Genomic DNA, 21,666 nt, shown 5'->3' with positions numbered 1-21,666 from the left:
CAGGAGCACAAAGTGAACGACACCCCCACCCTTCAGAACACCGAACATCCGGCGCCCGCCGGCACCGCGGCCGGCCAGACACCCTACAGCGCGTGGATGCAGACCGACACGTTGCACTCGCTGCAGCGCACGGTCAGCGACCATCCGGGCGAACATGCCTGGATCGTTCACGTCCAGGTGTCCGAGCTCTACTGGATGCTCATCATCAAGGAGATCCAGACGGCCCAGGCATTCCTGCGCGCGGACAACCTGCCGCAGGCCTGGCGCACGCTGCTGCGGGTCGTTGCGCACCACGCGCCGCTGGACGCCATCTGGCGCTCGATCGACTGGATGACGCCGAACGACCTGCTCGCGATTCTTTCGCGCGCCGTCGCCACGCACGGCAAGGACACGGCGCTGCAGGGATGGACCTATCGGCACATGGTCTACCTGCTGGGCATCAAGCAGGCCGAGCACCTGCAGCACTTCGAGCCGCAACCCCACCGCCGGGAACAGCTCGGCAAGGCGCTTGCCGAACCCAGTCTCTATGACGACGTGCTTGCATTCCTTGGGCGCAGAGGGATGAACGTGCCGGCGGAGTTACTCGCGCGAGATCTGAGCGCTCCCTACAGCCCAAGCAAGGAAGTCGAGCAGGTCTGGCGCCGGATCTACGCCGACCCGAACGCGAACATCGAACTCCAGCGGCTCGGCGAGACCCTGGCCGACATTGCCGAGGGCTTCTGCAACTGGAAATTCCGCCACCTGATGGCAACACGGCGAACCTTCGGTGCGCGGCCTGCGTACTTCGGCACCGAGGGCGTCGCGTGGCTCGCACCGTCGATGGACGAGATCCCGTTTCCCGAACTCTGGTCGGCGCGCACCTTCATCGGAGACCCGCCACCCGTGTGCCCGCATATGGCCAGGCAAGGGAAATGAACGCCCCGATCGTTCGTGATTCCCGGACCGAGCGTGCAAGAAGCAAGGTCTTCTCAGGCATCCGGGGCATACCTACGATTTGCCTCGGCTTCGCGTTATCCAGTTAATTACAAAACCGATTTTTTAGAGACAACCTTGTCAGCCAACCTACTGATGGAGATTCTGGAAATGAATGCAACACCGGCCATCGACGAAGTCATCCGGGAACGACGCAGCAAGCGCGGCTTTCTCGAGCGGCCTGTTCCGCTCGACACTGTGAAAGACATCCTGTCGACCGCGAGCCATGCCCCCAGCTCGAGCAACACACAACCCTGGCGCTGCTATGTCGTGACCGGCGAAGCCCGCGACCGCGTCACCAAGGCAGCGGTCGCGGAATTCCGTGCCAACCATGCGACGCTGGCACCGGAGTACCCGTTCTTTCCCCAACCGCTGCACGACCCGTACGCGAGCCGCTTCAACACCTTTCGGGGCCAGCTCGGCGATGCGCAGGGCGTGCACCGCAGCGACAAGAGCGGGCGCATGCGCGACGTGGAGCGGCAGTTCCTGTTCTTCGATGCGCCGGTCGGGATCATCTTCACGATGGACCGCCGCCTCGAATGGGCCAGCTTTCTCTGCTACGGCTGCTTCCTTCAGAACATCATGCTGGCCGCCAAGGCCCGGGGCCTGGACACCTGCCCGCAGCAGATCTGGTCGCTGCAACACCATGTGCTGCGCGCGGAACTGGGCATTCCCCAGGGCGAGATGGTGATTGCCGGCATGTCGATGGGCTGGGCCAACAACGGCATGCCGGAGAACTGCATGACCCTGCAGAAAACGCCGGTCGAGCAATTCGCCTCATTCACTCAATAGTCACCAACTGCACTCACACAAGGGTACTCACATGTCGATCATCAAAGGCTTCCACCACCTGACCGCCTGCGTCAGCGGCGCACAGGAAGACGTGGACTTCTACGTGAAGCTGCTGGGCCAGAGCCTGGTCAAGAAAACGGTGCTGCTGGACGGCGAAGAGCCGGTCTACCACCTCTACTACGGCAACGCTCAGGGCGATGCCGGCACGCTGGTCACCTCGTTCCCCTTCAAGCAAAAAGGCGTGAAGGGACGCCGCGGCTCGGGCCAGATCAAGGTCATCAACTACTCGGTGCCGGCGGGCTCACTGGACTTCTGGCGCGATCGCTTCAGCGCCCGCGGCGTGGTCTTCGACAAGACCATCGTCGAGCGCTTCGGCGAGCAGCGCCAGCGCTTCCAGCACCCCTGCGGCATCGAGTTCGACCTGGTGGCCTCCGAACACGACACACGCCCGCCCTGCATTGCAGACGACATTCCGGCTCAATTCGCGATCCGCGGCGTTCACAGCATCACGCTGTCGCTGCGCGAGGTCGATGAATCCATCATCTTCATGAAGGAGGCGCTGGACTTCCACTACGCCGGCCAATCCGGCCCGCACCATCGTTTCGAAACCGCTGACGGCAAGCCCGGCACCATCGTCGAATTCGTGCACGAGCCGGACCGCCTGCAGGGCTCGTCGATCTACGGCGAAGGCACTATCCACCACGTGGCCTTTGCGGTGGACAGCGTCGATCAGCAGATGCAGATCAAGGAGAAGCTGATGTCGATGGGCCACATCGACACCTCCGAATCCGTCAACCGCAACTACTTCCGCTCGATGTATTTCAAGATGCCGGGCGGCGTGATGTTCGAGGCTGCGACCACCGACATCGGCTTTGCCATCGACGAAGAGCCCGGCCATTTCGGCGCGGAGTTCCAGCTGCCGCCATGGCTGCGCGACCGCAAGGACGAACTGCTTGCGCGCCTGGAGCCCATTGCCGTCTGAGGGCGCGCAAAGGCGTCTTCTTTTTTCTTTGCTTCCCACACAGGTCAACCCATGTCCACACCCAAGGTTCTCATTGCTTTCTATTCCCGCAACAGCTCCACCGAGCTTCTCGCCAAGGCCGTCGCGCAAGGCGCCATGGCCGAAGGCGCGGAAGTCCGGCTCCGCCGCGCGCGGGAATTCGTCGCCCCGGAAGTCATGCGCCAGGTGCCCGAGTGGTCCGAGCGGGCCAGCGAAATGAACGCCAAGTACGAAGCCCCGACCGAGGCGGACGCCGAATGGGCGGACGCGATCGTCTTCGGCACGCCGACGCGCTTCGGTTCCATTGCCGCCGAACTCAAGGCCTACATCGACTCGCTTGGCGGCCTCTGGTTTCAGGGCAAGCTGAACGGCAAGGCCGGCTCGGTGTTCGGCTCGACTTCTTCCAGGCACGGCGGCAACGAGGCAACGCTGCTGTCGCTCTACGGCCCGATGGCGCACCTGGGCCTGATCATCGTGCCGCTAGGTTATGCCGATGCCGCGATGTTCGCTGCAGGCACGCCCTATGGCGCGACCCACGTCTCGAACAGGGACTCGGTGATGCCGGGTGCCGAAGACCTTGCCGTGGCGACCTACCAAGGCCGGCGCGTCGCATCGGTGGCGCGGTCGCTGCGAGTGGCGCAGCCGGTGGCGGAAGCCGCCTGAGACGGGGATAGCGAGCAGAGAGTTGCGGCGCTATCCTCGGCGGCAGCGCTGTCGCTGCTGTTGTTGCTGCGCGGCCTCCCTGCTCTCTCACCAGGACTGCGATGCTGGATCTGAAGGATGTCTTCTATTTCGTCCAAGTCGTCGACCGCGGAGGCTTCACGGCGGCCGGGTCGGCCCTTCGCCTGCCGAAGTCGACACTGAGTCACCGCGTCCAGGAGCTCGAGGGTTACCTGGGGGTGCGGCTTCTCAACCGAACCTCCCGTCAGTTCGGCATGACCGACATCGGCAAGGAGTTCTACCAGTACGCGGTCGCGATGCTGCACAGCTCCGACGTCGCCGAAGAAGCGGTGCGCCAGCGCCTGGCCGAACCCAGCGGGGTGATCCGGCTGACGACGGCCGTGGAGATCGCGCAGTTCGCCCTCCGCGAAATCCTCCCCGTCTTCATGAACCGGTATCCGAAGGTGCGCGTCGTGGAGATCGCGACGGACCGGTACGTGGACATCGTGGGCGAAGGTTTCGATCTTGCGATACGCGGGCATACGGCGTCGCTGCAGAACTCCACGCTGGTGCAGCGCGCTCTTGCCAACGTTCCCTGGTACTTGTTCGCCAGCCCCGGGTACCTCGCGCAAAGGGGGGTGCCCGAAAACCCCGCGGATCTTGCGCAGCACGCCACCATCGCGATGGTGCGCAACGGGGCGCAGCAGTGGCAGCTGAAGGGGCCGAACGACGAGGAGCTCGTCATGCCCATCGACCCGCGCTTTCAAAGCAACAACATGGTCGCGCTCAAAGAGGCGGCCTGCGCGAGCCTGGGCATCACCGCACTTCCGGGCTATATCTGCAGGTCGGAGCTGAGGGACGGAACCTTGCAGCAACTTCTGCCCGACTGGTCGGCGGCGGATGCCCGCATCTCGGCGCTGATCCCGTTTCGCACCGGGCTGCTTCCTGCGGTGCGTTCGCTGGTCGACTTCCTTGCCGTGGAAATGCCGGTCGTCACGGCCTTCGACCACCCCCGCAGCTTCGAGTGAAGCGGCCGAGCGGCAAAGCCGTGTCGTCCACGAACCTGAACGCTGCATCCTGCAAAGAGCAGCTTGTGAGCTGCGGGTGAACGACCTATCTTTTCGGCCTTGACTTCCACAAGGCTGATCGAGATGAATCATTTGAATTGCTTGCCGCAAGACGGCATTTTCTGGGGCCAACACATCTTGCAAGGCGCCGTGGCACGGCTCGGCGAGCACGGTATCCATCGGCCGATGACGTTCACCGTCGAACCGCTGACAAAGCTCTACCAGGATTGCGTGCGGCCCAACCTGAAGCAGGCCGTGGGCAGCTTCATGGAACTGCCGGCGCACGTGCCGGACGTGGCAGTGCAAGCCGGCCTCGACGCCTGTCTTCTCGCTGGGGCCGAGTCGATCGTGGCGCTGGGCGGCGGTTCGGTGCTCGATGCGGCCAAGGCCGTGTCCTATCTGCACCATGAAAGGACGGGACGCTACCTGCCCATCGCGGCTCTGCCGACGACGCTCTCGGGCTCCGAGTTCTCTCACTACTTCGGCATTACCGAGACCGAGGGCCCCGAGAAATTCAAGCGCAGCTACGCGGTGCGCGAGACGGTGCCCAAGGCGGTCGTGATCGACCCCGTGCTCGTGTTCGACACGCCGCGCGCACTGCTGCTGTCCTCCGCCATCAAGGGCATGGACCATGCGGTGGAGGGCATGCGCAAGGTCACGAAGGAGCACCCGCACGCGATCATGGCGGCGAGCGGGCTTGAGCGGTTCATGACGGCGCTGCAGAAGTGGCCGCAGGCAATGACTACGCGCGAGGCGCTGGACAAGGGGTTGGTGGCACCCGACGACCTGCTGCAGCTCCAACTGGCGGCCTGGCAATGCTACTTCTCGCCCGCGTCGGTCATCTATGGCCTGAGCCATCGCATCGGCCACATCCTTGGCGGCACCTTTGGCCTGCCGCACAGCGCGACGTCCTGCATCACCCTGGCACCCGTCATCCGTGCCTGCGCAGCTTTCTATGGCGACAAGCTCGAGATCTTCGGCAACCGTTCCGCGCATGCCGATGCCGCCACGCAGTTGGCCGACCGGATCGCAGGCGTGGTCAGCTCGCTCGGCCTGCCGGACCGCATCGGTGCCTTCGACCTCGACAAAGCGAAGCTGCCGGAGGTGGCAAGGCTGCTGAAGAAAAACTACCCCAACGAAGTGGCGGACCTGGGCAACAACGCGAGCATCAAGCTCGACGCGTTGCTCGAAAGCCTCTGGTGATTCGGGACCCTGCGCGTGTCGCGCAAGAACCTGTCCACTCGCGCTGCACGACCGAAGAGAGGACATCGGCTCTCTCTTCTGGGGCATGCGGTTGCACCCCGGTCTTCCTACGCTTGTGGCGATGTCAAACGCCCTCTTTTCCCCGAACCTCACCGCGCCCTGGCGCCGCAGACTCCAGGCCACCGCATGGCTCGGCCTCGGACTCTGCCTCTCTCATGCAGGCGATAGCGCTGCGCAAGCGCTGACCCACCCTGACGCCGCGTTCGTGCAGACCGGTTCCGCCCATGGCACGCGAACGCTGACCGTCGGACTCAGTTGGGACCTGCCCTATCGATGGCAGCTGGGCCCGGGCGAGCTGAGCAGCCATCTGGAAGCCTCCTACGCGTACTGGCAAATCCAGTCGTCAGATCGGGCCGGGCTTTCGCACCTATCGCAGCTCGCACTGGTTCCCGTGCTTCGCTATCGCCCTGAGGGTGGCGCTTCGCCGTGGTTCTTCGACACCGGGTTGGGGGTGACCGCTACCTCGTCGATCTACAGGACCCGGCAGAAGAGCTTCTCGACCAGCTTCAACTTCGGCACCCACCTGGCCGTGGGCCGGAGCTTCGGTGCGCAACGCCAGCATGAGATCGCGTTGCGCCTCGAACACTTCTCGAATGCGGGCATCAAGCATCCGAACCCCGGCGAGAACTTCGTCCAGATCCGATACGTACGCAGGTTCTAGCGGCGCTGCGCCAGATAGCGCGCGGGCGGCTGGCCCGTGGCCTTCCTGAACATGGCGATGAAGGCACTCACCGAGTCGTAGCCCAGGTCATTGGCCACCTGCTGGACCGAGAGGCCTGAAGTCAGCCATTGCAGCGCAACGATCAGACGCAGGCGTTGGCTCCAGCGGCCGAAGGACATGCCCGTTTCGTGCTGCACGAGACGAGTCAGGGTTCGCTCGCTCATGGCCAACCGCGAGGCCCACTGCGCTGCCGTGGTCCGGTCCGACGGGTCGCGCATCAGTGCATCGATCAATCGGCGCAGGCGCGGCTCGTCCGACACCGGCAGGTGCATGGCCTCGGTCGGCATGCGCACCAGCTGGTCAAGCAGCACTGCGTGCAGCCGCTGCGTCTGAACGTCGCACTGTGCACTCTCCGACAAGTCGGCCAAGTGAAGAATGAGTTCGCGCAGCAAGGGGCTGATGCTCAATGCGCAGCAAGTCTGCGGCATGGCCGCGGCGGCATCTTCCACGAACAGAAAACAGACATTCCCGTCCACCGAAACACGCAGGCTGTGGGGCACGCCTCCGGGAATCCAGAAGCCACCGTGTAGCGGTGCCATCCACAGCGCGCCAGGCACTTCGCACGTCAGAGTGCCGCGCAACACCATCGCCAGTTGCCCCTGCGGATGCTGGTGCGTCGGCAGTTCCTCGGCGAGCGCCTGGGTGCGAATCCGCACGGCTGCAACGCGGGCCTCCATCTTGTCGAACTCGAAAGTCCAGGGACCCTGGCGCTGCATTCTCATTGGTTCATCTTGACCGGATTTGCGCATATTCAGTCGGCCCGCAGGCATTCGAATCCGCGCATCGTCACTAGATTCATCGGTGGCATCCCGCATTTCTTCGGACCTCCATGCATTCCTCACAAACGGCAGATTCCTCGCCCCGCGCCGCGCTTCTCATCGCCGGCATCCTGCTCATCGCGGCCAGCCTCAGAGCACCGATCACCACGCTCGGGCCGTTGCTCGAACAGGTGCGCGAGAGTTTCGCGCTCAACGCCTCGCAGGCCGGCCTGCTGACCACCCTGCCGCTCCTCGCGTTCGCGCTGGTGTCGCCGCTTGCCGCACCCCTGGCGCACCGATTCGGACTGGAGCGCGTGCTCTTCGCGTCGCTGGCCCTTCTGATCGCCGGCATCGCCGTGCGCTCGGCCGGCACCGTGTCGGCGCTCTATGCGGGCACCTGCGTGATCGGCGGCGCGATCGCCATCGCCAACGTCCTGTTGCCAAGCTTGCTGAAAAGAGACTTTCCCCACCATGTGGCGAAGCTCACGGCCTGCTATGCGCTGGCGATGATCACCGCCGCAGGCATCGCGTCGGCCGTGGCCGTGCCGCTGGACCATGCGCTGGGCGCCGGATGGCCCGCCTCGCTCGGCACGGTCGCCGTGCTGCCGCTCGCCGCCGCGTTGCTGTGGTTGCCGCAGTTGCGCTTTCGCACCGTCTCGGCGCCGGGCCTTGTCACGGGTGTGCGGGGCACATCGGTGTGGAAGGCCTCGCTGGCCTGGCAGGTGGCCGGCTACTTGGGCCTCACTTGCTTCATCTACTTCGCGGCGATTGCATGGCTGCCTTCGATCCTCCAGGAGGCCGGCTTCTCGAGTGCGCGCGCCGGCACGCTGCACGGATGGATGCAACTGGCGGGGGCCGTGCCCGCGCTGCTGCTGATGCCGCTGCTGCACCGCATGCCCGACCAACGCTGGCTCGCCTTCGCCTCGCCCGCACTGAGTGCCTGCGGCCTGGCGGGCCTGCTGGCCCTGCCCGCACTGACGCCGTTGTGGATCTTCGCCTTCGGCATGGGCATGGGATCGGCGTTGATCCTGAGCCTGGCCTTCGTCGGACTGCGCGCCGGCAGCCAGCAGATCGCCGCGTCGCTCTCGGGCATGTCGCAATGCATCGGCTACCTGCTGGCGGCCATCGGCCCGACGCTGGTCGGCTTCCTGCACGAAGCCGCGGGCAACTGGACGATGCCGCTGGCGGTTTGCCTGGTGCTGTGCCTGGCGATGTGCGTGCTCGGGCTGTCGGTGGGTCGCGCCGTGCACATCGGCCATTGAATGGCTCGGGCGTCGGGGCAGCTCAAGGCTCGCTCCTGAAGCCGATGCGTACATGGCTTTCGTCGCAGAACGGCTTGTTGCGGCTACCACCGCAGCGGCACAGCCACGTGAGCTGGGTGCGCGCCACTGCCCGCCCCGTGCCGCTCAAGATCTCCAGGTTGCCGCGAACCTCCAACGGCCCATTGATCTGCGGATCGATCTGCAGCACGCCATCGCGGGCCTCGAGCATGTCGACCTGCCCGCTCGCCGGCTCGCCGCTGGCGTCGAAGCCGATGGCCCGATGGGTGTTGTCGCAGAAGGGCTTGTTCTTCGATGCGCCGCAGCGGCACAGCGTCGCGCGAAAGCCGACGGCCTCGCCCGCCACGCGCATGTCCGCACGCACGGCGTAGGGGCCGGCCTCCCGCAGCGAGAGCAGATTGACCGGCGGTGCCTGCTCGTCGGCGTGCCCGTCGTGGCGCTCGTAGCGGATGGCACCCGATGGGCAGGCGTGCGCAATGCCGACCACGGCTTCGACGTCCATCGCACCGGGATGGATCCACGGGCCTTCCACGTTGGCGACGAAGACTTTCGGTCCCCGGGTTACGCAGAACCGCGCATGGATGCAGCGCTTGCCATCGAACCGTATCGAGACCCCGGGGGCGTCGGCGATCTCCACGTCGTTGTCGGATTCGCCGGGTTCGGTCGATGGCATGCGTGCTCCAGGTGTCGGGTTCACGTAGATCGTAGGAGCGCCCTGCTGGCGGCGGTAGGTGCCATGACGTGACCGTGGTGTTGCCCTGCACGCACCAATGCGTCGAGCACGACACCGCGATTGGTGCGCTCGCGACAACACGGTGCACCCCGACGCATGCCTTCTCCCGCCGCGCACGCCTGCCTAGCATCGAATCGTTCGCAAGCCTCTCTCTTCTTCACAAAGCGAAGACGACCGTCCCGCCGAAAAGCGAACGACTCGCCTCAACCCAACGGATACCTCATGAAGCTCTATCACATGCCCGGCGCGTGCTCCCTCGCCGACCTGATCGTTCTCCAGTGGATCGGCGCAGACCACGAGCCGGTGCGCATGAGCCTGGAGAGCATCAAGTCGCCGGGCTACCTTGCGCTCAACGTGGGCGGCACGGTGCCGCTGCTGACGGACGGCGACCTGTCGCTCACCGAGAACGTCGCCATCCTTGGCTACCTGGCCGACCTGTACCCCGAAGCCCGCCTGCTGGGCGACGGGTCGCCGCGCGCCCGCGCCGAGGTCATGCGCTGGCTGGGCTTTCTCAACTCGGATGTGCACAAGGCGTTCAAACCGATCTTCGCGCCGCAGCGCTTCCTGAAAGACGCAGCGATGGCGCCTGTTCTGGCCGACAACGCGCGCGGCCATGTACGCGAATACCTCGCGCGGCTGGACGACCAACTCGACGGACGCGACTGGCTGACCGGCGAGCGCTCCATCGCGGACCCGTACCTGTTCGTGCTCTCGCGTTGGTCGACGGCCAAGAAGGTCGACATGCAGGGCCTGGACAACCTCGCGCGCTTCGTCCGGAGGATGGAGGGCGACGCCGGCTTGCAAGCCGCACTGGGCGCTGAGAGCCGCGCGCCGCACTGAACGGAGACACACCATGAGACTCTCGCTCGAATCTTCTCTTGCAGCCGCCGAACCGACCTGCGCCACGTCGGGCGCGCTCGCCCGCTGGTACGCCGAGCAGCCCGCCGTGCGGCGCCTGTGGGCCATCCAGGCGACGGACGAGCCTCTGCTGCGCGTCATCGTGATGCTGGAACCCTCGCTGGACGGAGACGAGATCAGCCCCGCCTGGATGGCGCACGGCAGCCGGTGGGCGCGCGACCTGCGCGAGCGGTTGCCCGGCACCGTGCAACTGGAACGCATCGACGGGCCGCTGCCCGACGAATTCGAGATCGACGGTGAAGGCGCCGTTCTCTCGGCACTGTGCTGGCGCGACTCGACCGCGCTCGACGCCTGAGCACGCCCCTCGCGTGCTCGGTATTTTTCCCTCAACCCCTGGACCATCACCATGAGCAAAGTTCTCGTTCTCTACTACAGCATGTACGGCCATCTCGAAACGATGGCGCACGCGGTCGCCGAAGGCGCGCGATCGGTCGAGGGCTGCGAAGTGGCCCTCAAGCGCGTGCCCGAGACCATGCCACCCGATGCTTTCCGCCAGGCCGGCGGCAAGGCCGATCAAGCAGCGCCCATCGCCACGGTGGCGGAGCTGGCGGACTACGACGCGATCATCTTCGGGACCCCCACCCGCTTCGGCAACATGGCCGGGCAGATGCGTACCTTCCTCGACCAGACCGGTGGCCTGTGGGCTGCGGGCGCGCTCATCAACAAGATCGGCAGCGCGTTCACCTCGACGGGCACGCAGCACGGCGGGCAGGAAACCACCCTCGTGTCGTTCCACTCGACACTGCTGCATCACGGCATGCTGATCGCGGGCGTGCCGTATTCATGCACGGGCCTGACGAACATGGCCGAGATCACCGGCGGCTCGCCCTACGGCGCTGCCACGCTGGCCGGCTCCGATGGCAAGCGCACGCCCTCGGACAACGAGCTGTCGATCGCCCGCTTCCAGGGCGAGCACGTGGCGCGGCTTGCTGCACGCCTGGCGCGTTGAGCCCGCCGACGCAAGAAATAGGCTCGACCATGGCCCAGGGCACCGCGCGCATAGGGCGCGACCACTACCGCACGCAGGTCGACCTCGCCAGCGGCCATACGCTTTTCTCGGACGAGCCATCCGTGCTCGGGGGCGAAGGCGCGGGGGCCACGCCCTACGAACTGCTGATTGCCGGCCTGGGCGCGTGCACCGCCATCACGCTGCGCATGTATGCGGACCTCAAGAGTTGGCCCCTCGAATCGGTCCAGGTCGACCTGCACCTTTCCCGGCAAGACAACGCCATGCTTATCGAGAGATCGCTGCGCATCGTCGGCCTGGACGACGCCCAGAAGGCGCGCCTGGCCGACATCGCCGAGCGGACCCCGGTGACGCTGACGCTCAAGGCAGGCATCCCGATCCGCACGCAACTGCTCTAGACACAGGAACACGCCCGTGCCCACGCGCCCCTTCGAATTTCTCAACGCCGGTGGACGCCGCCTCTCAGGCAGCCTCGAGATGCCGGAAGGCATCCAGCGGGGGTGGTCCCTGTTTGCACACTGCTTCACCTGCGGCAAAAACAACCTCGCGGCCGTGCGCATCGCGCGGACGCTGGCCAGTGTGGGCATCGGGGTGCTGCGCTTCGACTTCACCGGGCTGGGCGATAGCGAGGGCAGCTTCGCCGAAGCGAGCTTCTCGCTGAACGTGCAAGACCTGGTGTCGGCCGCCGACGCCATGGAGGCCGCCGGCATGCCGCCCCGCCTGCTCATCGGTCACAGCCTCGGTGGCTCGGCCGTGCTCGCCGCGGCAGGCCGCATTGCGAGCGCACGTGCCGTCGCGACCATTGCCGCGCCGTTCGATGTGGCGCAGGTGCTGCACCTGCTGGACCCCGCGGGTCTTGCGCGCCTCGAAACCGAGGGGCAGGCGTTGGTCCAGGTGGTCGGGCGGCCGATGGCGGTCGGCAAGGCCTTCGTGGACGACCTGCGCACGCACGACCCGGCGGCGCGCATCGCAGCCCTGCGCCGACCGCTGCTGCTGCTCCACGCGCCACACGACCGGACGGTGGACATCGAGAACGCCACGCGCATCTTTCTGGCAGCGAGGCATCCCAAGAGTTTCGTCTCGCTCGATGATGCGGACCACCTGCTGTCGCAGCGCGAAGACGCCGAACAAGTCGCGCACCTCATCGCGACCTGGGCGGCCCGTTACCTGCCCGAGCCGCCCGCCGGTCATCCTGTCGCGGCGGATGCCGAGGCGGAAGAAACGGGATTGGGGAAATTCCAGCTCGCGCTGCGCTCGGGTGGCTCGCGCTGGCTCGCCGACGAACCCGCAACGGTGGGAGGGCTCGGTTCGGGACCCACGCCCTACAACCTCTTGTCGTCCGCGCTCGCCGCCTGCACGACCATGACGCTGCGCCACTACGCCGACAGCAAGGGCTGGCCGGTCACGCGCATCCGCACCGCGGTGAGCCACCGAAAGGACAAGGCGGCTTCCCCGCCCGATGTCTTCAGCCGGCGGGTGTCCATAGACGGGACCATCACACAGGCGCAACGTGAGCAGCTGCTGGACATGGCGCAGCGATGCCCCGTCCACCGGACGCTCGAAGGGGGAGCCCGCTTCGAGCCCGTGGAAAGCGAGCCACCGGCATGAGCAACGTGCCGGTCCGCCTCGAGCAAGCTCGCACCGAAGTGCGAAGCACGAAGGTACGCCAATGAGCCCACCTGCCCCCCCATGAAGCCGCCGCTGACCTGATTCATCGGTGTATCGAACGATGCGGCCTTTGCCTCGGACTTGTCGGACTGGCCAAGTTGCGTGTCGCCCAGGTTCATGGATGCGATGCGCGCATCGACGCTCACTTCCTGTCGCTGATCGATGCAGGCTTTTCGATTGAGAAGCTGGTACTGGTGGCGGACTGGCGCGAAGCCGGCGCGGCACTCCGCCCGCAAGAGCAGGCCGTGCTCGCATGGGCGGAGGCGCTGGCTTGGCGGGATTCGACACCCGTTCCCGACACGCTTTGCCAGGAAATCCTTGCCCTGATGGGGCAAGAGCCGCTGGTGGCTCTTAGCCTTGCCATCGCCTTGGAGAACGCCCTCAGCCAGTCAACCCAGACGCCTGCGCAGGCCGGCCATCGTTTGCAACCGCACCTTCAGGGAAACGATCAACCGTGACTGCGCCCGTTGCTCCGACCGATGCCGCCGCGCCGGGCCATGCAGCGAACGCGCGATTGGTGCCTTGCGGACAACACCGTGATCCATCGCACAGGCCTACCGGGCTCCGGCACGCGATCCTACGATTCATCCATCGCATCAATGAAGGGAAGACCATGATCAAGATTGCAAGAAGCCTCGGGCTGACATTTCTGTTCGCCGCAGGCGCTGCCATGGCACAGCACACCGCATCGCACGGCGGACCCAAGGACGCCAAGGTAACGCAGCTGATGACTCAGGAGATGAAGGACATCCCCGGCAAGGAAGTGCTGATGATCACGGTGGACTACCCGCCGGGCGCCGCTGACCCGGTGCATCGCCACGACGCCCACAGCTACGTATATGTCCTCGAAGGCTCGATCGTGATGGGCGTGAAGGGCGGCAAGGAAGTGACCCTGAAGGCTGGCGACACCTTCTACGAAGGCCCCGACGACATCCACACTGTGGGGCGCAACGCGAGCAAGACCAAGTCCGCGAAGTTCGTCGTCATGCTCGTGAAGAACAAGGGCGCCGAGTTCTTCATTCCAGTGAAATAACCACCGATTGCATTCCACCCGCCGCAACGAAGATGACGGGTGTCAGATCGCCGAGGCGGCTGTAATGAGGCGTGCACTTTCCACCCGTTCGTGCACGGGACAGACTCACGTCGGCGCGGTGTCCCCGCGTAAATCCGACCAGCAACACGGCGACGCGGCGGGTGGAAGGCATCCCTTGCTTCCTGCAACAGGAAGCCGGCACAAGCTCACAGGACCCCTGCCATGAAACTCTTCTACATGCCCGGTGCCAGCGCACTGGCCGACCACATCGTGCTTGAGTGGTCCGGCCAGCCGTACGAGACGGTCCGCATGGACCGCCACAGCATCAAGACGCCGGAATACCTGGCGCTCAACCCCACAGGTGTGGTTCCGCTGCTCGTGCACGGCGACTTCAGGCTGACCGAGAACGTCGCCATCCTCGGCTACCTCGCGGACCTGCATCCGCATCTTCAGCTGGCGGGCGACGGCTCGCCGCGCTCGCGGGCCGAGGTGATGCGCTGGCTCGGCTTCCTGAACTCCGATGTGCACAAGGCGTTCAGGCCGATCTTCTTCCCCGAGCGCTACCTGCCCGACGACAGCCTGGCCGGGCAACTGGCTGCCACGGCACGCGGCCACGTGCGCGAGTACCTTGGGCGGCTCGATGCGCAACTCGCCAGGCGCGAATGGCTCACGGGCCAGCGCTCCATCGCCGATGCCTACCACTTCGTGATGCTGCGCTGGGCCATCGGCACGAAGGTGGGTCTGCACGATTTCGAGCACCTGACGGCCTTCGTTCGCCGAATGCATGCCGACGAAGGCGTGCATGCGGCGCTCGTGATGGAAGAAGGCCTAGCGCCGCGCAGCGAGCGTGCGCGCAGCGCCCCCGATCAGTTGATGCGCCTGAACGAACGGATCCGCGACAACCTGGCCACCACGCTGAACGCCGAAGTGGTCGGGATGGTGGAGTACAGCGAAGGCGACGGCGCCGAACTCGAAGTGCGCCGCGGTCTCGTGGAGATCGAGGTTTCCCGGATGGACACGGTCTTCAGCTGGCAGGACGAGAACTACCGCGGCCAAGCGGCCATTCCTTTCCAGAACTTCTCGCGCTATGTCAGCAACGGTGCGATCCGTCTCGATCTGTAGACACCATCTCCGGAAAACGCTGGAGCAAATGCCATGAAAATTCCTGCCCCTCTCGCCCCCACCGTCCTTGCATCCGTGGAGGTGAGGGCATGACCGACGGCTGCTCTCACCTGGACCAGGTCCGCCCGGTCACGCCAACCACCAACGGGTGCGAGGAATGCCTTCGCACTGGCGGCCGCTGGGTTCACCTGCGCATGTGCCTGACCTGCGGCCATGTCGGATGTTGCGACTCGTCGCAGGGAAGGCACGCGACCGGTCACTTCCACGAGACCGGCCACCCGATCGTGCAGTCTGCGGAGCCCGGCGAATCCTGGCGATGGTGCTATGTCGACAAGAAGCTCGTCTGAGTTTCGGGTGCGATGCAGCGGTGTGCACCCGACGATCGACCTCCCCCACTTTTCGGAGCCTTGCCATGAGCCCGCAACTTTCAGTCTTCGACCATAACGACGCCGCAGATGCGGTGTTCGACGCCACGGGCATCGCTGCCCGCGCCAAGCGCGCCGGCGACCTTGCGCCTGACGCGACATTGCCGGACGGTTCCGGTCGGCCGGTTCGTCTGTCGGACGAGTGGCGCAAGGGACCGCTCGTGCTGGTTTTCTACCGTGGCGGCTGGTGCGGTTACTGCAGCCTCCAGTTGCGGGCCTGGCATCAGCGAGCGGATGAACTCGCACGGCTCGGCGCCTCGCTTCTGGCGATCTCGCCGCAGACGCCTGACCACTCGATGCGCACGGCCGAGGACAACCAGTTCGCATTCACCGTACTCAGCGATTCCAACCTCGATGCCGCCAATGGCTTCGAACTGGCCTTCACGCTTCCTCCCGAACTGGTGAGCTTCTACGGTTCGGTGGGCACCGACATTCCCGTCCTGAATGGCAACGGCTTGTGGGTGTTGCCGGTTCCGGCGACCTATGTGATCGACGAGGAAGGTCGCATCCGTTTCGCCCATATCGAGGAAGACATCCGAAAGCGCGCGGAGCCGTCCGATGTGCTGCGCGTGATCGAAGATCTGGTGCGCGACCGCGCCCTTGCGGCGGCGAGTGCCAGCTGACGGGTGCGCACTTGTGCACCTCATGCGACGAAGCCCGCCAGTGAGTCACTGGCGGGCTTCCTGCGAGGGGCCTCAAGCGGTTCGCAGTGTCAGTTGGGCGTGCCGCCGGGAACGGGCTTGCGGCGATTCGGCTTGCGCGTGTCGCGCGTCTGGTGGCGCCCCTCGCCGGCAACGGCGGCCTTGTCGGCTCCGATCGCTCCGCCTTCGGCGGTCTTGACCGTGTCGCCCGAGGGTGCGGCAACCTTGCCCTGCGATTTCGCCGCCACCTTGGCCTGCGCTCGCACCTGCGGTTTGCTGTCGGTAATGACCTGGTTCTCCGCTGATTGTGCGAAGACGCTCGTCGCGGCCAGGAAGGCGGCGGTCATGACGGTGATGTGCTTGAACATGGGATTGGCTTTCCGAAAGTGAGTGGGATGACACCGCGTTGCCGCAAGCGTCCCAAAAAATTCTAGGGCGCGGCCTCGCCGGTTTTCACTTTCGACTGGTGCCATTTCGGAAACATGCCGAGTCCCAGGCCGGATTGTTGCGCGTTGGGCAACACCGTGAAGCCTCGTGCATGGCTACCGGCGCCAGCCTCCCAAACCTACGCTACGTCCTGTCTGCGCGATCTTCGCAAACGGATGACTCAGCCGCTTCTGAGTCCAGGCATCCGCCACCCCATTCCAGGAGTAGTCATGACCCAACGTGTCAACTATGTCGAGCAATCGCCCGAACTCTTCAAGAAGTTCGTCGAGTTCCTCAACGCCATCAAGGAAAGCACCATCGAAGAGCCGATTCGCAACCTTGTGTCGATCCGCACGTCGCAACTCAACGGCTGCACGTTCTGCCTGGACATGCACGTCAAGCAGGCCAAGATCCAGGGCGAGCGCGAGCTGCGTCTGTACCACCTGGCCGCATGGCGCGAGTCGACGCTGTTCATCCCGCGCGAGCGCGCGGCACTGGCCTGGACCGAAGTGCTGACCAAGCTGCCCGAGCAAGGCGTGCCCGACGACATCTACGAGCGCGTGCGCACGCAACTGTCGGAAAAGGAAATCTCCGACCTCACCTTCCTCATCATGTCCACCAACGCATGGAGCCGCCTGAACATCGGCTTCAAGAGCGTGCCCGGCGCCTCCGACAAGGTGTTCGGCCTGGACAAGGCAAAGCTCGCCTGATCCGCGCTGCCAGAACTCACCCCGTCATCCACACGGCCCCTTGCGGGCTACAAGGAAATCATCATGAAGATCGTTGTCATCGGCGGCTCGGGCCTTATCGGCTCGAAGGTCGTCAGCAAGCTTCGCGAAGCCGGCCATGAAGTCGTTGCCGCATCGCCGGCATCGGGCGTCAACACCATCACCGGGGAAGGCCTGGCGGAGGCCCTCCAAGGCACGCAGGTCGTGCTGGACGTGGCGAACTCACCCTCGTTCGAGGACAAGGCTGTGCTCGAGTTCTTCGAGACCTCCGGACGCAACCTGCTGGCCGCGGAAGCCGTGGCCGGCGTGAAGCACCACGTCGCGCTGTCGGTGGTCGGCACGGACCGCCTCTCCGAAAGCGGCTACTTCCGCGGCAAGATCGCTCAGGAAAAGTTGATCCGCGAATCGAAGATTCCGTACACCATCGTCCATTCGACGCAGTTCTTCGAGTTCCTCGGCGGCATTGCGCAATCGGGCACCGACGGGGACACCGTGCACCTCTCGCCGGCCTTCGTTCAGCCGATCGCATCCGATGACGTCGCGGCCGCCGTGGCGGATTACACACTGGGCAACCCGGTGAACGGCGTGGTCGAAATTGCGGGCCCCGAGCGCGTTCGCTTGTCCGATCTCGTGCAGCGTTTTCTCGCCAAGACCAACGATCCGCGCAAGGTTGTTCAGGACGTGCACGCTCGTTACTTCGGCGCGGAGCTGAAGGACGACACGCTGGTTCCAGGTGCCAATCCACGCATCGGCGCGCTCGGCTTCGAAGCCTGGTTCGCCCTGCCCAAGCCGGCACGCTGATACCAAAGCCAGCCCTCGGCCCGCATTCGGTGCGTCCTGGGCTCCTCCCCCGACAAGGTCCTCCTCTCACCCCCTTGGTGTCTCATGCCCGACAGCTCCGAGCTTTCAACACTCGCCTCGACAAACCTGGCCGACGTCAGCCGCGGGCGCTACGTCATCGATCCCGTGCATTCGCATGTGCTGTTCAGCGTGTCGCACTTCGGCATCTCGACCTACTACGGCGAGTTCACCATGCCTGGCGGCACGCTCGACATTCCGCTGTCGGCAAGCGGCAGCGACACACGCCTCGCGGTGTCCGTACCGGTCGCCAACGTGAAAACGACGAGCCGGATCCTGGACGACGAACTCAAGAGCCGCGACTGGCTGGACGGCGAGCAGTTTCCACTGATCGCGTTCGACTTCGCTGCGCCTCTTTCCCTTGCCAGGAATTCCTTCCAGGTAACCGGCACGCTCGCCTTGCATGGCGTGACGCGCGACGTCACGTTCGACGTGAACTTCGTCGGTGCCGGCATGAACCCGGCCAAGCAGGTCTACACGATCGGATTCGACATTCGGGGCCGCATCCGCCGCAGCGAGTACGGCGTCACCACCGCGCTCCCGATGATCGGCGACGAACTCAGCCTCATCATCAGCGCGGCCTTCGAACTCGAAGTCCCTGCCGCCTGAGCGCACCGCCTCCTTCACCATTGAACAGAAGCCTGGAATGCCCACGCAGAAAGACAAAGCCGCTGCCCTTGCAGCTGAAGACGTGCAACCAGGCCCATTGCAGCCACCACCCGTCACGCTGCTCGACAAGTACAAAGGGCAGGAGTTCGAGCCGATCTATTCGACGGTCGTCACGGTGAGCGGCGGCGAAGCGGAACACGGACGGGCCTCGGGCGTGGCGCGCTCCGACGACGGCGACCTCGATGTGCAATTGCGACTTCCTGCCGCGCTCGGCGGTGACGGCGGCGGCACCAACCCGGAGCAGTTGTTCGCGGCGGCCTATGCCGCGTGCTTCCATGGTGCGTTGAACCTGTTGGCAACAAAGAAAAGGATTCCGGTTCACGACGCCACCGTGCAGGTGTCCGTCGCTTTCGGACGCGATCCTGTCGATGGACTCTTCATGCTCACGGCAGATGTCCGGATTCATTTGCCCGATGTCGAGAAAAGCGTGGCCGAAGAGTTGGTGCGCAGCACGGAAAGATTCTGCCCCTACGCAAAGATGACCCGCGACGGCATTACCAGCGTCGTTGCACTGGCGACCTAGGAACCCGTCCCCCGGCGCCACGCTTGATAGGCGCTCCCTTCCCAATGTTGAGAAAGCCCTTCATGAGCGATTCATCCGCCCCCTCGAAGAAGACCCCGCTGACCACCGCCTTTGGTGCGCCCGTGGTCGACAACCAGAACAGCCTGACCGCCGGCCCGCGCGGCCCGCTGCTGATGCAGGACGTGTGGCTGTTCGAGAAGCTGGCCAACCTGAACCGCGAAATCATTCCCGAGCGCCGCATGCATGCCAAGGGCTCGGGCGCCTTCGGCACCTTCACCGTCACGCACGACATCACGAAGTACACGCGCGCCAAGCTCTTTGCCGCCGTGGGCAAGAAGACCGAAATGTTCGCGCGCTTCACCACGGTGGCCGGCGAACGCGGCGCGGCCGATGCCGAGCGCGACATCCGCGGCTTCGCGCTCAAGTTCTATACCGAGGAAGGCAACTGGGACCTGGTGGGCAACAACACGCCCGTCTTCTTCCTGCGCGACCCGCGCAAGTTTCCGGACCTCAACAAGGCCGTGAAGCGCGACCCCAAGACCAACATGCGCAGCGCCACCAACAACTGGGACTTCTGGACGCTGCTGCCCGAGGCGCTGCACCAGGTGACCATCGTGATGAGCGACCGCGGCATTCCGGCGAGCTACCGCCACATGCATGGCTTCGGCTCGCACACCTACAGCTTCGTGAATGCGGCCAACGAGCGCTTCTGGGTCAAGTTCCACTTCAAGACGCAGCAGGGCATCAAGAACCTCACCGATGCCGAAGCCTCGGCGCTCGTGGGCGGTGATCGCGAGAGCCACCAGCGCGACCTGTTCGATTCGATCGGCCGCGGCGACTTTCCCAAGTGGACGCTCTACGTGCAGGTGATGGCCGAAGCCGATGCAGAGAAGGTGCCCTACCACCCCTTCGACCTGACCAAGGTCTGGCCCAAGAAGGACTACCCGCTGATCGAGGTGGGCGTGATGGAGCTGAACCGCAACCCCGAGAACTTCTTTGCCGACGTGGAGCAGAGCGCCTTCGCGCCGAACAACCTGGTGCCGGGCATCAGCGTCTCGCCCGACAAGATGCTGCAGGCGCGCCTCTTCGCGTATTCGGATGCGCAGCGCTACCGCCTGGGCGTGAACCACCACCAGATCCCGGTGAACGCCGCGCGCTGCCCGGTGCACAGCAACCACCGCGACGGCACGATGCGCGTGGACGGCAACTACGGCGGCACGCTGCACTACGAGCCCAACAGCTTCGGCCAGTGGCAGGAACAGCCCGACTACCGCGAGCCGCCGCTCAAGCTGCGCGGCGATGCCGACTTCTGGAACTTCCGCGAAGACGATGCCGACTACTACAAGCAGCCCGGCGACCTGTTCCGGCTGATGAAGCCCGAGCAGCAGCAGGCGCTGTTCGAGAACACGGCGCGCGCGATGGGCGATGCGCCGGAGTTCATCAAGCGCCGCCACATCGACAACTGCAGCAAGGCCGACCCGGCCTACGGCGCGGGGGTGGCCAAGGCGCTGGGTCTTTGAGGAGCCCTCTCCGCTCGCAGCATCAGGACAGCCGTTCGAGTTCCGCCGTCAGGAACTCGATGAAAAGCCGCGCACGTGCCGGCGCCTGTCGTCCGAAGGCATGCAGGGCCGAGATGGTGACGAGCGGCAGCGGCTGCAGCGGCAGCACGGGCACCAGGCGCCCCGCATCGATGTCGTCCTGCACGAACAACCGCAGGATCTGAATGACGCCCAGATCGCCCAGCGCCGCGATGCGCAGCGCAACGCTGTTGTCCGTGTCGAACACGCCGGCCGGGTTCAGCACGCTGCCATCGGCGAAGCGGATCGGAAATGCCTTGCCGCCCAGCATGTAGCGCACGTGCGCGTGACCGCTCAGGGCATCGATCGAATCGGGCGTGCCGCGGCGTGCCAAGTATCCGGGTGACGCCACCAGCACGAGCGGCATGTCGGCGAGGCGTCGCGCGGTGAGGTCGGAGTCGGCGACCTGCCCTGCGCGGATCGCGATGTCGTAGCCCTCGCGGATCAGGTCGACGTGCCGGTCGGCAAGGCTCATCTCCAGCTTCAGGCGGGGATGCCTGGGCAGGAACCTGCCGACCAACGGCTCCAGAAGAATTCGCCCGAGATCACCGGGCGCGGTGATGCGCAGCATTCCTTGCGCGATGCCGGCGGGCTGTATCACGTCGCTCGCCTCGGCGAGCGCACGCAGCAGCGGTGCGATGCGTTCGTAGTAGGCGGCGCCTTCCTGCGTGAGCGACAAGACCCGTGTCGAGCGCTGGAAAAGACGGACGCCGAAGCGTTGCTCCAGCCGCGCGACGCCCTTGGAGACCGCCGACGGTGACGTGCCCAGCGTCCGTGCGGCCGCACTGAACGAGCCGGCCTCGACCGAACTCGCGAAGGCCACCAATCCGGGTGCGTGATCTAGAACATTCATTGAAGACTCCTG

27 protein-coding genes are annotated in these 21,666 nt (G+C 65.2%); 23 read left to right on the top strand and 4 right to left on the bottom strand.

Features of this window, described 5'->3' with window-relative positions; all coding sequences use genetic code 11:
* The first annotated feature begins 12 nt into the window (after window positions 1-12).
* The 7 genes from ACSFA7_RS04500 (at window position 13) to ACSFA7_RS04470 (ending at window position 6,415) form a co-directional block, all read left to right on the top strand.
* A complete protein-coding gene (locus ACSFA7_RS04500; protein WP_435498273.1) occupies window positions 13-915 on the top strand; it encodes a tryptophan 2,3-dioxygenase in 903 nt (300 codons plus the stop codon).
* Between the two features lie 168 nt (window positions 916-1,083).
* A complete protein-coding gene (locus tag ACSFA7_RS04495; protein ID WP_435498272.1) occupies window positions 1,084-1,764 on the top strand; it encodes a nitroreductase in 681 nt (226 codons plus the stop codon).
* Window positions 1,765-1,795: 31 nt separating this feature from the next.
* On the top strand, window positions 1,796-2,746 hold the full coding sequence (locus ACSFA7_RS04490) for a ring-cleaving dioxygenase (RefSeq protein ID WP_435498271.1): 951 nt from the start codon (window positions 1,796-1,798) through the stop codon (window positions 2,744-2,746).
* Window positions 2,747-2,797: 51 nt separating this feature from the next.
* Complete coding sequence (wrbA, locus tag ACSFA7_RS04485) at window positions 2,798-3,427, top strand: NAD(P)H:quinone oxidoreductase (RefSeq protein ID WP_435498270.1); 630 nt, start codon at window positions 2,798-2,800, stop codon at window positions 3,425-3,427.
* Window positions 3,428-3,528: 101 nt separating this feature from the next.
* On the top strand, window positions 3,529-4,452 hold the full coding sequence (locus ACSFA7_RS04480; RefSeq protein WP_435498269.1) for a LysR substrate-binding domain-containing protein: 924 nt from the start codon (window positions 3,529-3,531) through the stop codon (window positions 4,450-4,452).
* Between the two features lie 123 nt (window positions 4,453-4,575).
* Window positions 4,576-5,694 (top strand): iron-containing alcohol dehydrogenase, encoded by a 1,119-nt coding sequence (locus tag ACSFA7_RS04475; RefSeq protein WP_435498268.1) that lies wholly within the window; start codon window positions 4,576-4,578, stop codon window positions 5,692-5,694.
* A 121-nt stretch (window positions 5,695-5,815) separates the two neighbouring features.
* Window positions 5,816-6,415 carry an acyloxyacyl hydrolase gene (locus ACSFA7_RS04470; RefSeq protein WP_435498267.1) on the top strand — a complete coding sequence of 200 codons (600 nt, stop codon included), beginning with the start codon at window positions 5,816-5,818 and terminating at the stop codon, window positions 6,413-6,415.
* On the opposite strand, the gene ACSFA7_RS04465 is transcribed toward ACSFA7_RS04470, so the two are convergent.
* The gene (locus tag ACSFA7_RS04465) at window positions 6,412-7,290 is read right to left on the bottom strand and encodes an AraC family transcriptional regulator (protein WP_435498266.1); all 879 of its coding nucleotides are present in this window, start codon (window positions 7,288-7,290) and stop codon (window positions 6,412-6,414) included. The two genes, ACSFA7_RS04470 and ACSFA7_RS04465, sit on opposite strands and share 4 nt — an antisense overlap.
* 14 nt (window positions 7,291-7,304) lie before the next feature.
* Between ACSFA7_RS04465 and ACSFA7_RS04460 the strand changes: the two genes are divergently transcribed.
* Entirely contained in the window at window positions 7,305-8,495 is a 1,191-nt protein-coding gene (locus tag ACSFA7_RS04460; RefSeq protein ID WP_435498265.1) for an MFS transporter, read from the top strand.
* Between the two features lie 22 nt (window positions 8,496-8,517).
* Here the strand turns inward: ACSFA7_RS04460 and ACSFA7_RS04455 are convergent, their stop codons facing one another.
* Complete coding sequence (locus tag ACSFA7_RS04455) at window positions 8,518-9,186, bottom strand: CDGSH iron-sulfur domain-containing protein (protein ID WP_435498264.1); 669 nt, start codon at window positions 9,184-9,186, stop codon at window positions 8,518-8,520.
* A gap of 282 nt (window positions 9,187-9,468) precedes the next feature.
* Here ACSFA7_RS04455 and ACSFA7_RS04450 point away from each other — a divergent pair, with 282 nt between their 5' ends.
* The 10 genes from ACSFA7_RS04450 to ACSFA7_RS04405 all read left to right on the top strand — a co-directional run bounded on the left by ACSFA7_RS04450 (window position 9,469) and on the right by ACSFA7_RS04405 (window position 16,002).
* The gene (locus ACSFA7_RS04450) at window positions 9,469-10,086 is read left to right on the top strand and encodes a glutathione S-transferase family protein (protein WP_435498263.1); all 618 of its coding nucleotides are present in this window, start codon (window positions 9,469-9,471) and stop codon (window positions 10,084-10,086) included.
* A gap of 13 nt (window positions 10,087-10,099) precedes the next feature.
* Window positions 10,100-10,459, top strand: a complete 360-nt coding sequence (locus ACSFA7_RS04445; RefSeq protein ID WP_435498262.1) for a hypothetical protein — start codon at window positions 10,100-10,102, stop codon at window positions 10,457-10,459.
* A gap of 51 nt (window positions 10,460-10,510) precedes the next feature.
* On the top strand, window positions 10,511-11,113 hold the full coding sequence (gene wrbA, locus ACSFA7_RS04440; RefSeq protein WP_435498261.1) for an NAD(P)H:quinone oxidoreductase: 603 nt from the start codon (window positions 10,511-10,513) through the stop codon (window positions 11,111-11,113).
* A 29-nt stretch (window positions 11,114-11,142) separates the two neighbouring features.
* The gene (locus ACSFA7_RS04435) at window positions 11,143-11,529 is read left to right on the top strand and encodes an OsmC family protein (protein WP_435498260.1); all 387 of its coding nucleotides are present in this window, start codon (window positions 11,143-11,145) and stop codon (window positions 11,527-11,529) included.
* 16 nt (window positions 11,530-11,545) lie between these two features.
* The gene (locus tag ACSFA7_RS04430) at window positions 11,546-12,739 is read left to right on the top strand and encodes a bifunctional alpha/beta hydrolase/OsmC family protein (protein ID WP_435498259.1); all 1,194 of its coding nucleotides are present in this window, start codon (window positions 11,546-11,548) and stop codon (window positions 12,737-12,739) included.
* 158 nt (window positions 12,740-12,897) lie between these two features.
* Entirely contained in the window at window positions 12,898-13,257 is a 360-nt protein-coding gene (locus ACSFA7_RS04425; RefSeq protein ID WP_435498258.1) for a carboxymuconolactone decarboxylase family protein, read from the top strand.
* 155 nt (window positions 13,258-13,412) lie between these two features.
* Window positions 13,413-13,832: a cupin domain-containing protein gene (locus tag ACSFA7_RS04420; protein WP_435498257.1), complete on the top strand. Its 420-nt coding sequence runs from the start codon at window positions 13,413-13,415 to the stop codon at window positions 13,830-13,832.
* Window positions 13,833-14,054: 222 nt separating this feature from the next.
* On the top strand, window positions 14,055-14,954 hold the full coding sequence (locus tag ACSFA7_RS04415) for a glutathione S-transferase family protein (protein WP_435498256.1): 900 nt from the start codon (window positions 14,055-14,057) through the stop codon (window positions 14,952-14,954).
* Between the two features lie 89 nt (window positions 14,955-15,043).
* Entirely contained in the window at window positions 15,044-15,301 is a 258-nt protein-coding gene (locus tag ACSFA7_RS04410) for a ubiquitin carboxyl-terminal hydrolase 14 (protein ID WP_435498255.1), read from the top strand.
* A 65-nt stretch (window positions 15,302-15,366) separates the two neighbouring features.
* On the top strand, window positions 15,367-16,002 hold the full coding sequence (locus ACSFA7_RS04405; RefSeq protein ID WP_435498254.1) for a peroxiredoxin-like family protein: 636 nt from the start codon (window positions 15,367-15,369) through the stop codon (window positions 16,000-16,002).
* A gap of 89 nt (window positions 16,003-16,091) precedes the next feature.
* On the opposite strand, the gene ACSFA7_RS04400 is transcribed toward ACSFA7_RS04405, so the two are convergent.
* Window positions 16,092-16,388 carry a hypothetical protein gene (locus ACSFA7_RS04400; protein ID WP_435498253.1) on the bottom strand — a complete coding sequence of 99 codons (297 nt, stop codon included), beginning with the start codon at window positions 16,386-16,388 and terminating at the stop codon, window positions 16,092-16,094.
* A 288-nt stretch (window positions 16,389-16,676) separates the two neighbouring features.
* Here ACSFA7_RS04400 and ACSFA7_RS04395 point away from each other — a divergent pair, with 288 nt between their 5' ends.
* The 5 genes from ACSFA7_RS04395 (at window position 16,677) to ACSFA7_RS04375 (ending at window position 20,744) form a co-directional block, all read left to right on the top strand.
* Entirely contained in the window at window positions 16,677-17,156 is a 480-nt protein-coding gene (locus ACSFA7_RS04395; RefSeq protein ID WP_206178840.1) for a carboxymuconolactone decarboxylase family protein, read from the top strand.
* A gap of 63 nt (window positions 17,157-17,219) precedes the next feature.
* The gene (locus ACSFA7_RS04390) at window positions 17,220-17,975 is read left to right on the top strand and encodes an SDR family oxidoreductase (protein ID WP_435498252.1); all 756 of its coding nucleotides are present in this window, start codon (window positions 17,220-17,222) and stop codon (window positions 17,973-17,975) included.
* 84 nt (window positions 17,976-18,059) lie between these two features.
* Window positions 18,060-18,641 (top strand): YceI family protein, encoded by a 582-nt coding sequence (locus tag ACSFA7_RS04385; protein ID WP_435498251.1) that lies wholly within the window; start codon window positions 18,060-18,062, stop codon window positions 18,639-18,641.
* Between the two features lie 37 nt (window positions 18,642-18,678).
* Complete coding sequence (locus ACSFA7_RS04380) at window positions 18,679-19,224, top strand: Ohr family peroxiredoxin (RefSeq protein ID WP_435498250.1); 546 nt, start codon at window positions 18,679-18,681, stop codon at window positions 19,222-19,224.
* Window positions 19,225-19,286: 62 nt separating this feature from the next.
* Window positions 19,287-20,744 (top strand): catalase, encoded by a 1,458-nt coding sequence (locus tag ACSFA7_RS04375; protein ID WP_435498249.1) that lies wholly within the window; start codon window positions 19,287-19,289, stop codon window positions 20,742-20,744.
* Between the two features lie 22 nt (window positions 20,745-20,766).
* Here ACSFA7_RS04375 and ACSFA7_RS04370 read toward each other — a convergent pair whose 3' ends face one another.
* Window positions 20,767-21,654 (bottom strand): LysR family transcriptional regulator, encoded by an 888-nt coding sequence (locus tag ACSFA7_RS04370; protein WP_435498248.1) that lies wholly within the window; start codon window positions 21,652-21,654, stop codon window positions 20,767-20,769.
* Window positions 21,655-21,666 lie beyond the last annotated feature (12 nt).

The organism is Variovorax trehalosi (genome assembly GCF_051216415.1).
Classification (GTDB): Bacteria; Pseudomonadota; Gammaproteobacteria; order Burkholderiales; family Burkholderiaceae_C; genus Variovorax.
This window is presented reverse-complemented; position numbering and strand designations above follow the sequence as displayed.

Coding starts and splice junctions, on each gene's coding strand:
- ACSFA7_RS04495 (WP_435498272.1), top strand. CDS start 1,084: ATGAATGCAACACCGGCCATCGACGAAGTCATCCGGGAACGACGCAGC.
- ACSFA7_RS04490 (WP_435498271.1), top strand. CDS start 1,796: ATGTCGATCATCAAAGGCTTCCACCACCTGACCGCCTGCGTCAGCGGC.
- wrbA (WP_435498270.1), top strand. CDS start 2,798: ATGTCCACACCCAAGGTTCTCATTGCTTTCTATTCCCGCAACAGCTCC.
- ACSFA7_RS04480 (WP_435498269.1), top strand. CDS start 3,529: ATGCTGGATCTGAAGGATGTCTTCTATTTCGTCCAAGTCGTCGACCGC.
- ACSFA7_RS04475 (WP_435498268.1), top strand. CDS start 4,576: ATGAATCATTTGAATTGCTTGCCGCAAGACGGCATTTTCTGGGGCCAA.
- ACSFA7_RS04470 (WP_435498267.1), top strand. CDS start 5,816: ATGTCAAACGCCCTCTTTTCCCCGAACCTCACCGCGCCCTGGCGCCGC.
- ACSFA7_RS04465 (WP_435498266.1), bottom strand. CDS start 7,290: ATGCGGGATGCCACCGATGAATCTAGTGACGATGCGCGGATTCGAATG.
- ACSFA7_RS04460 (WP_435498265.1), top strand. CDS start 7,305: ATGCATTCCTCACAAACGGCAGATTCCTCGCCCCGCGCCGCGCTTCTC.
- ACSFA7_RS04455 (WP_435498264.1), bottom strand. CDS start 9,186: ATGCCATCGACCGAACCCGGCGAATCCGACAACGACGTGGAGATCGCC.
- ACSFA7_RS04450 (WP_435498263.1), top strand. CDS start 9,469: ATGAAGCTCTATCACATGCCCGGCGCGTGCTCCCTCGCCGACCTGATC.
- ACSFA7_RS04445 (WP_435498262.1), top strand. CDS start 10,100: ATGAGACTCTCGCTCGAATCTTCTCTTGCAGCCGCCGAACCGACCTGC.
- wrbA (WP_435498261.1), top strand. CDS start 10,511: ATGAGCAAAGTTCTCGTTCTCTACTACAGCATGTACGGCCATCTCGAA.
- ACSFA7_RS04435 (WP_435498260.1), top strand. CDS start 11,143: ATGGCCCAGGGCACCGCGCGCATAGGGCGCGACCACTACCGCACGCAG.
- ACSFA7_RS04420 (WP_435498257.1), top strand. CDS start 13,413: ATGATCAAGATTGCAAGAAGCCTCGGGCTGACATTTCTGTTCGCCGCA.
- ACSFA7_RS04415 (WP_435498256.1), top strand. CDS start 14,055: ATGAAACTCTTCTACATGCCCGGTGCCAGCGCACTGGCCGACCACATC.
- ACSFA7_RS04410 (WP_435498255.1), top strand. CDS start 15,044: ATGACCGACGGCTGCTCTCACCTGGACCAGGTCCGCCCGGTCACGCCA.
- ACSFA7_RS04405 (WP_435498254.1), top strand. CDS start 15,367: ATGAGCCCGCAACTTTCAGTCTTCGACCATAACGACGCCGCAGATGCG.
- ACSFA7_RS04400 (WP_435498253.1), bottom strand. CDS start 16,388: ATGTTCAAGCACATCACCGTCATGACCGCCGCCTTCCTGGCCGCGACG.
- ACSFA7_RS04395 (WP_206178840.1), top strand. CDS start 16,677: ATGACCCAACGTGTCAACTATGTCGAGCAATCGCCCGAACTCTTCAAG.
- ACSFA7_RS04390 (WP_435498252.1), top strand. CDS start 17,220: ATGAAGATCGTTGTCATCGGCGGCTCGGGCCTTATCGGCTCGAAGGTC.
- ACSFA7_RS04385 (WP_435498251.1), top strand. CDS start 18,060: ATGCCCGACAGCTCCGAGCTTTCAACACTCGCCTCGACAAACCTGGCC.
- ACSFA7_RS04380 (WP_435498250.1), top strand. CDS start 18,679: ATGCCCACGCAGAAAGACAAAGCCGCTGCCCTTGCAGCTGAAGACGTG.
- ACSFA7_RS04375 (WP_435498249.1), top strand. CDS start 19,287: ATGAGCGATTCATCCGCCCCCTCGAAGAAGACCCCGCTGACCACCGCC.
- ACSFA7_RS04370 (WP_435498248.1), bottom strand. CDS start 21,654: ATGAATGTTCTAGATCACGCACCCGGATTGGTGGCCTTCGCGAGTTCG.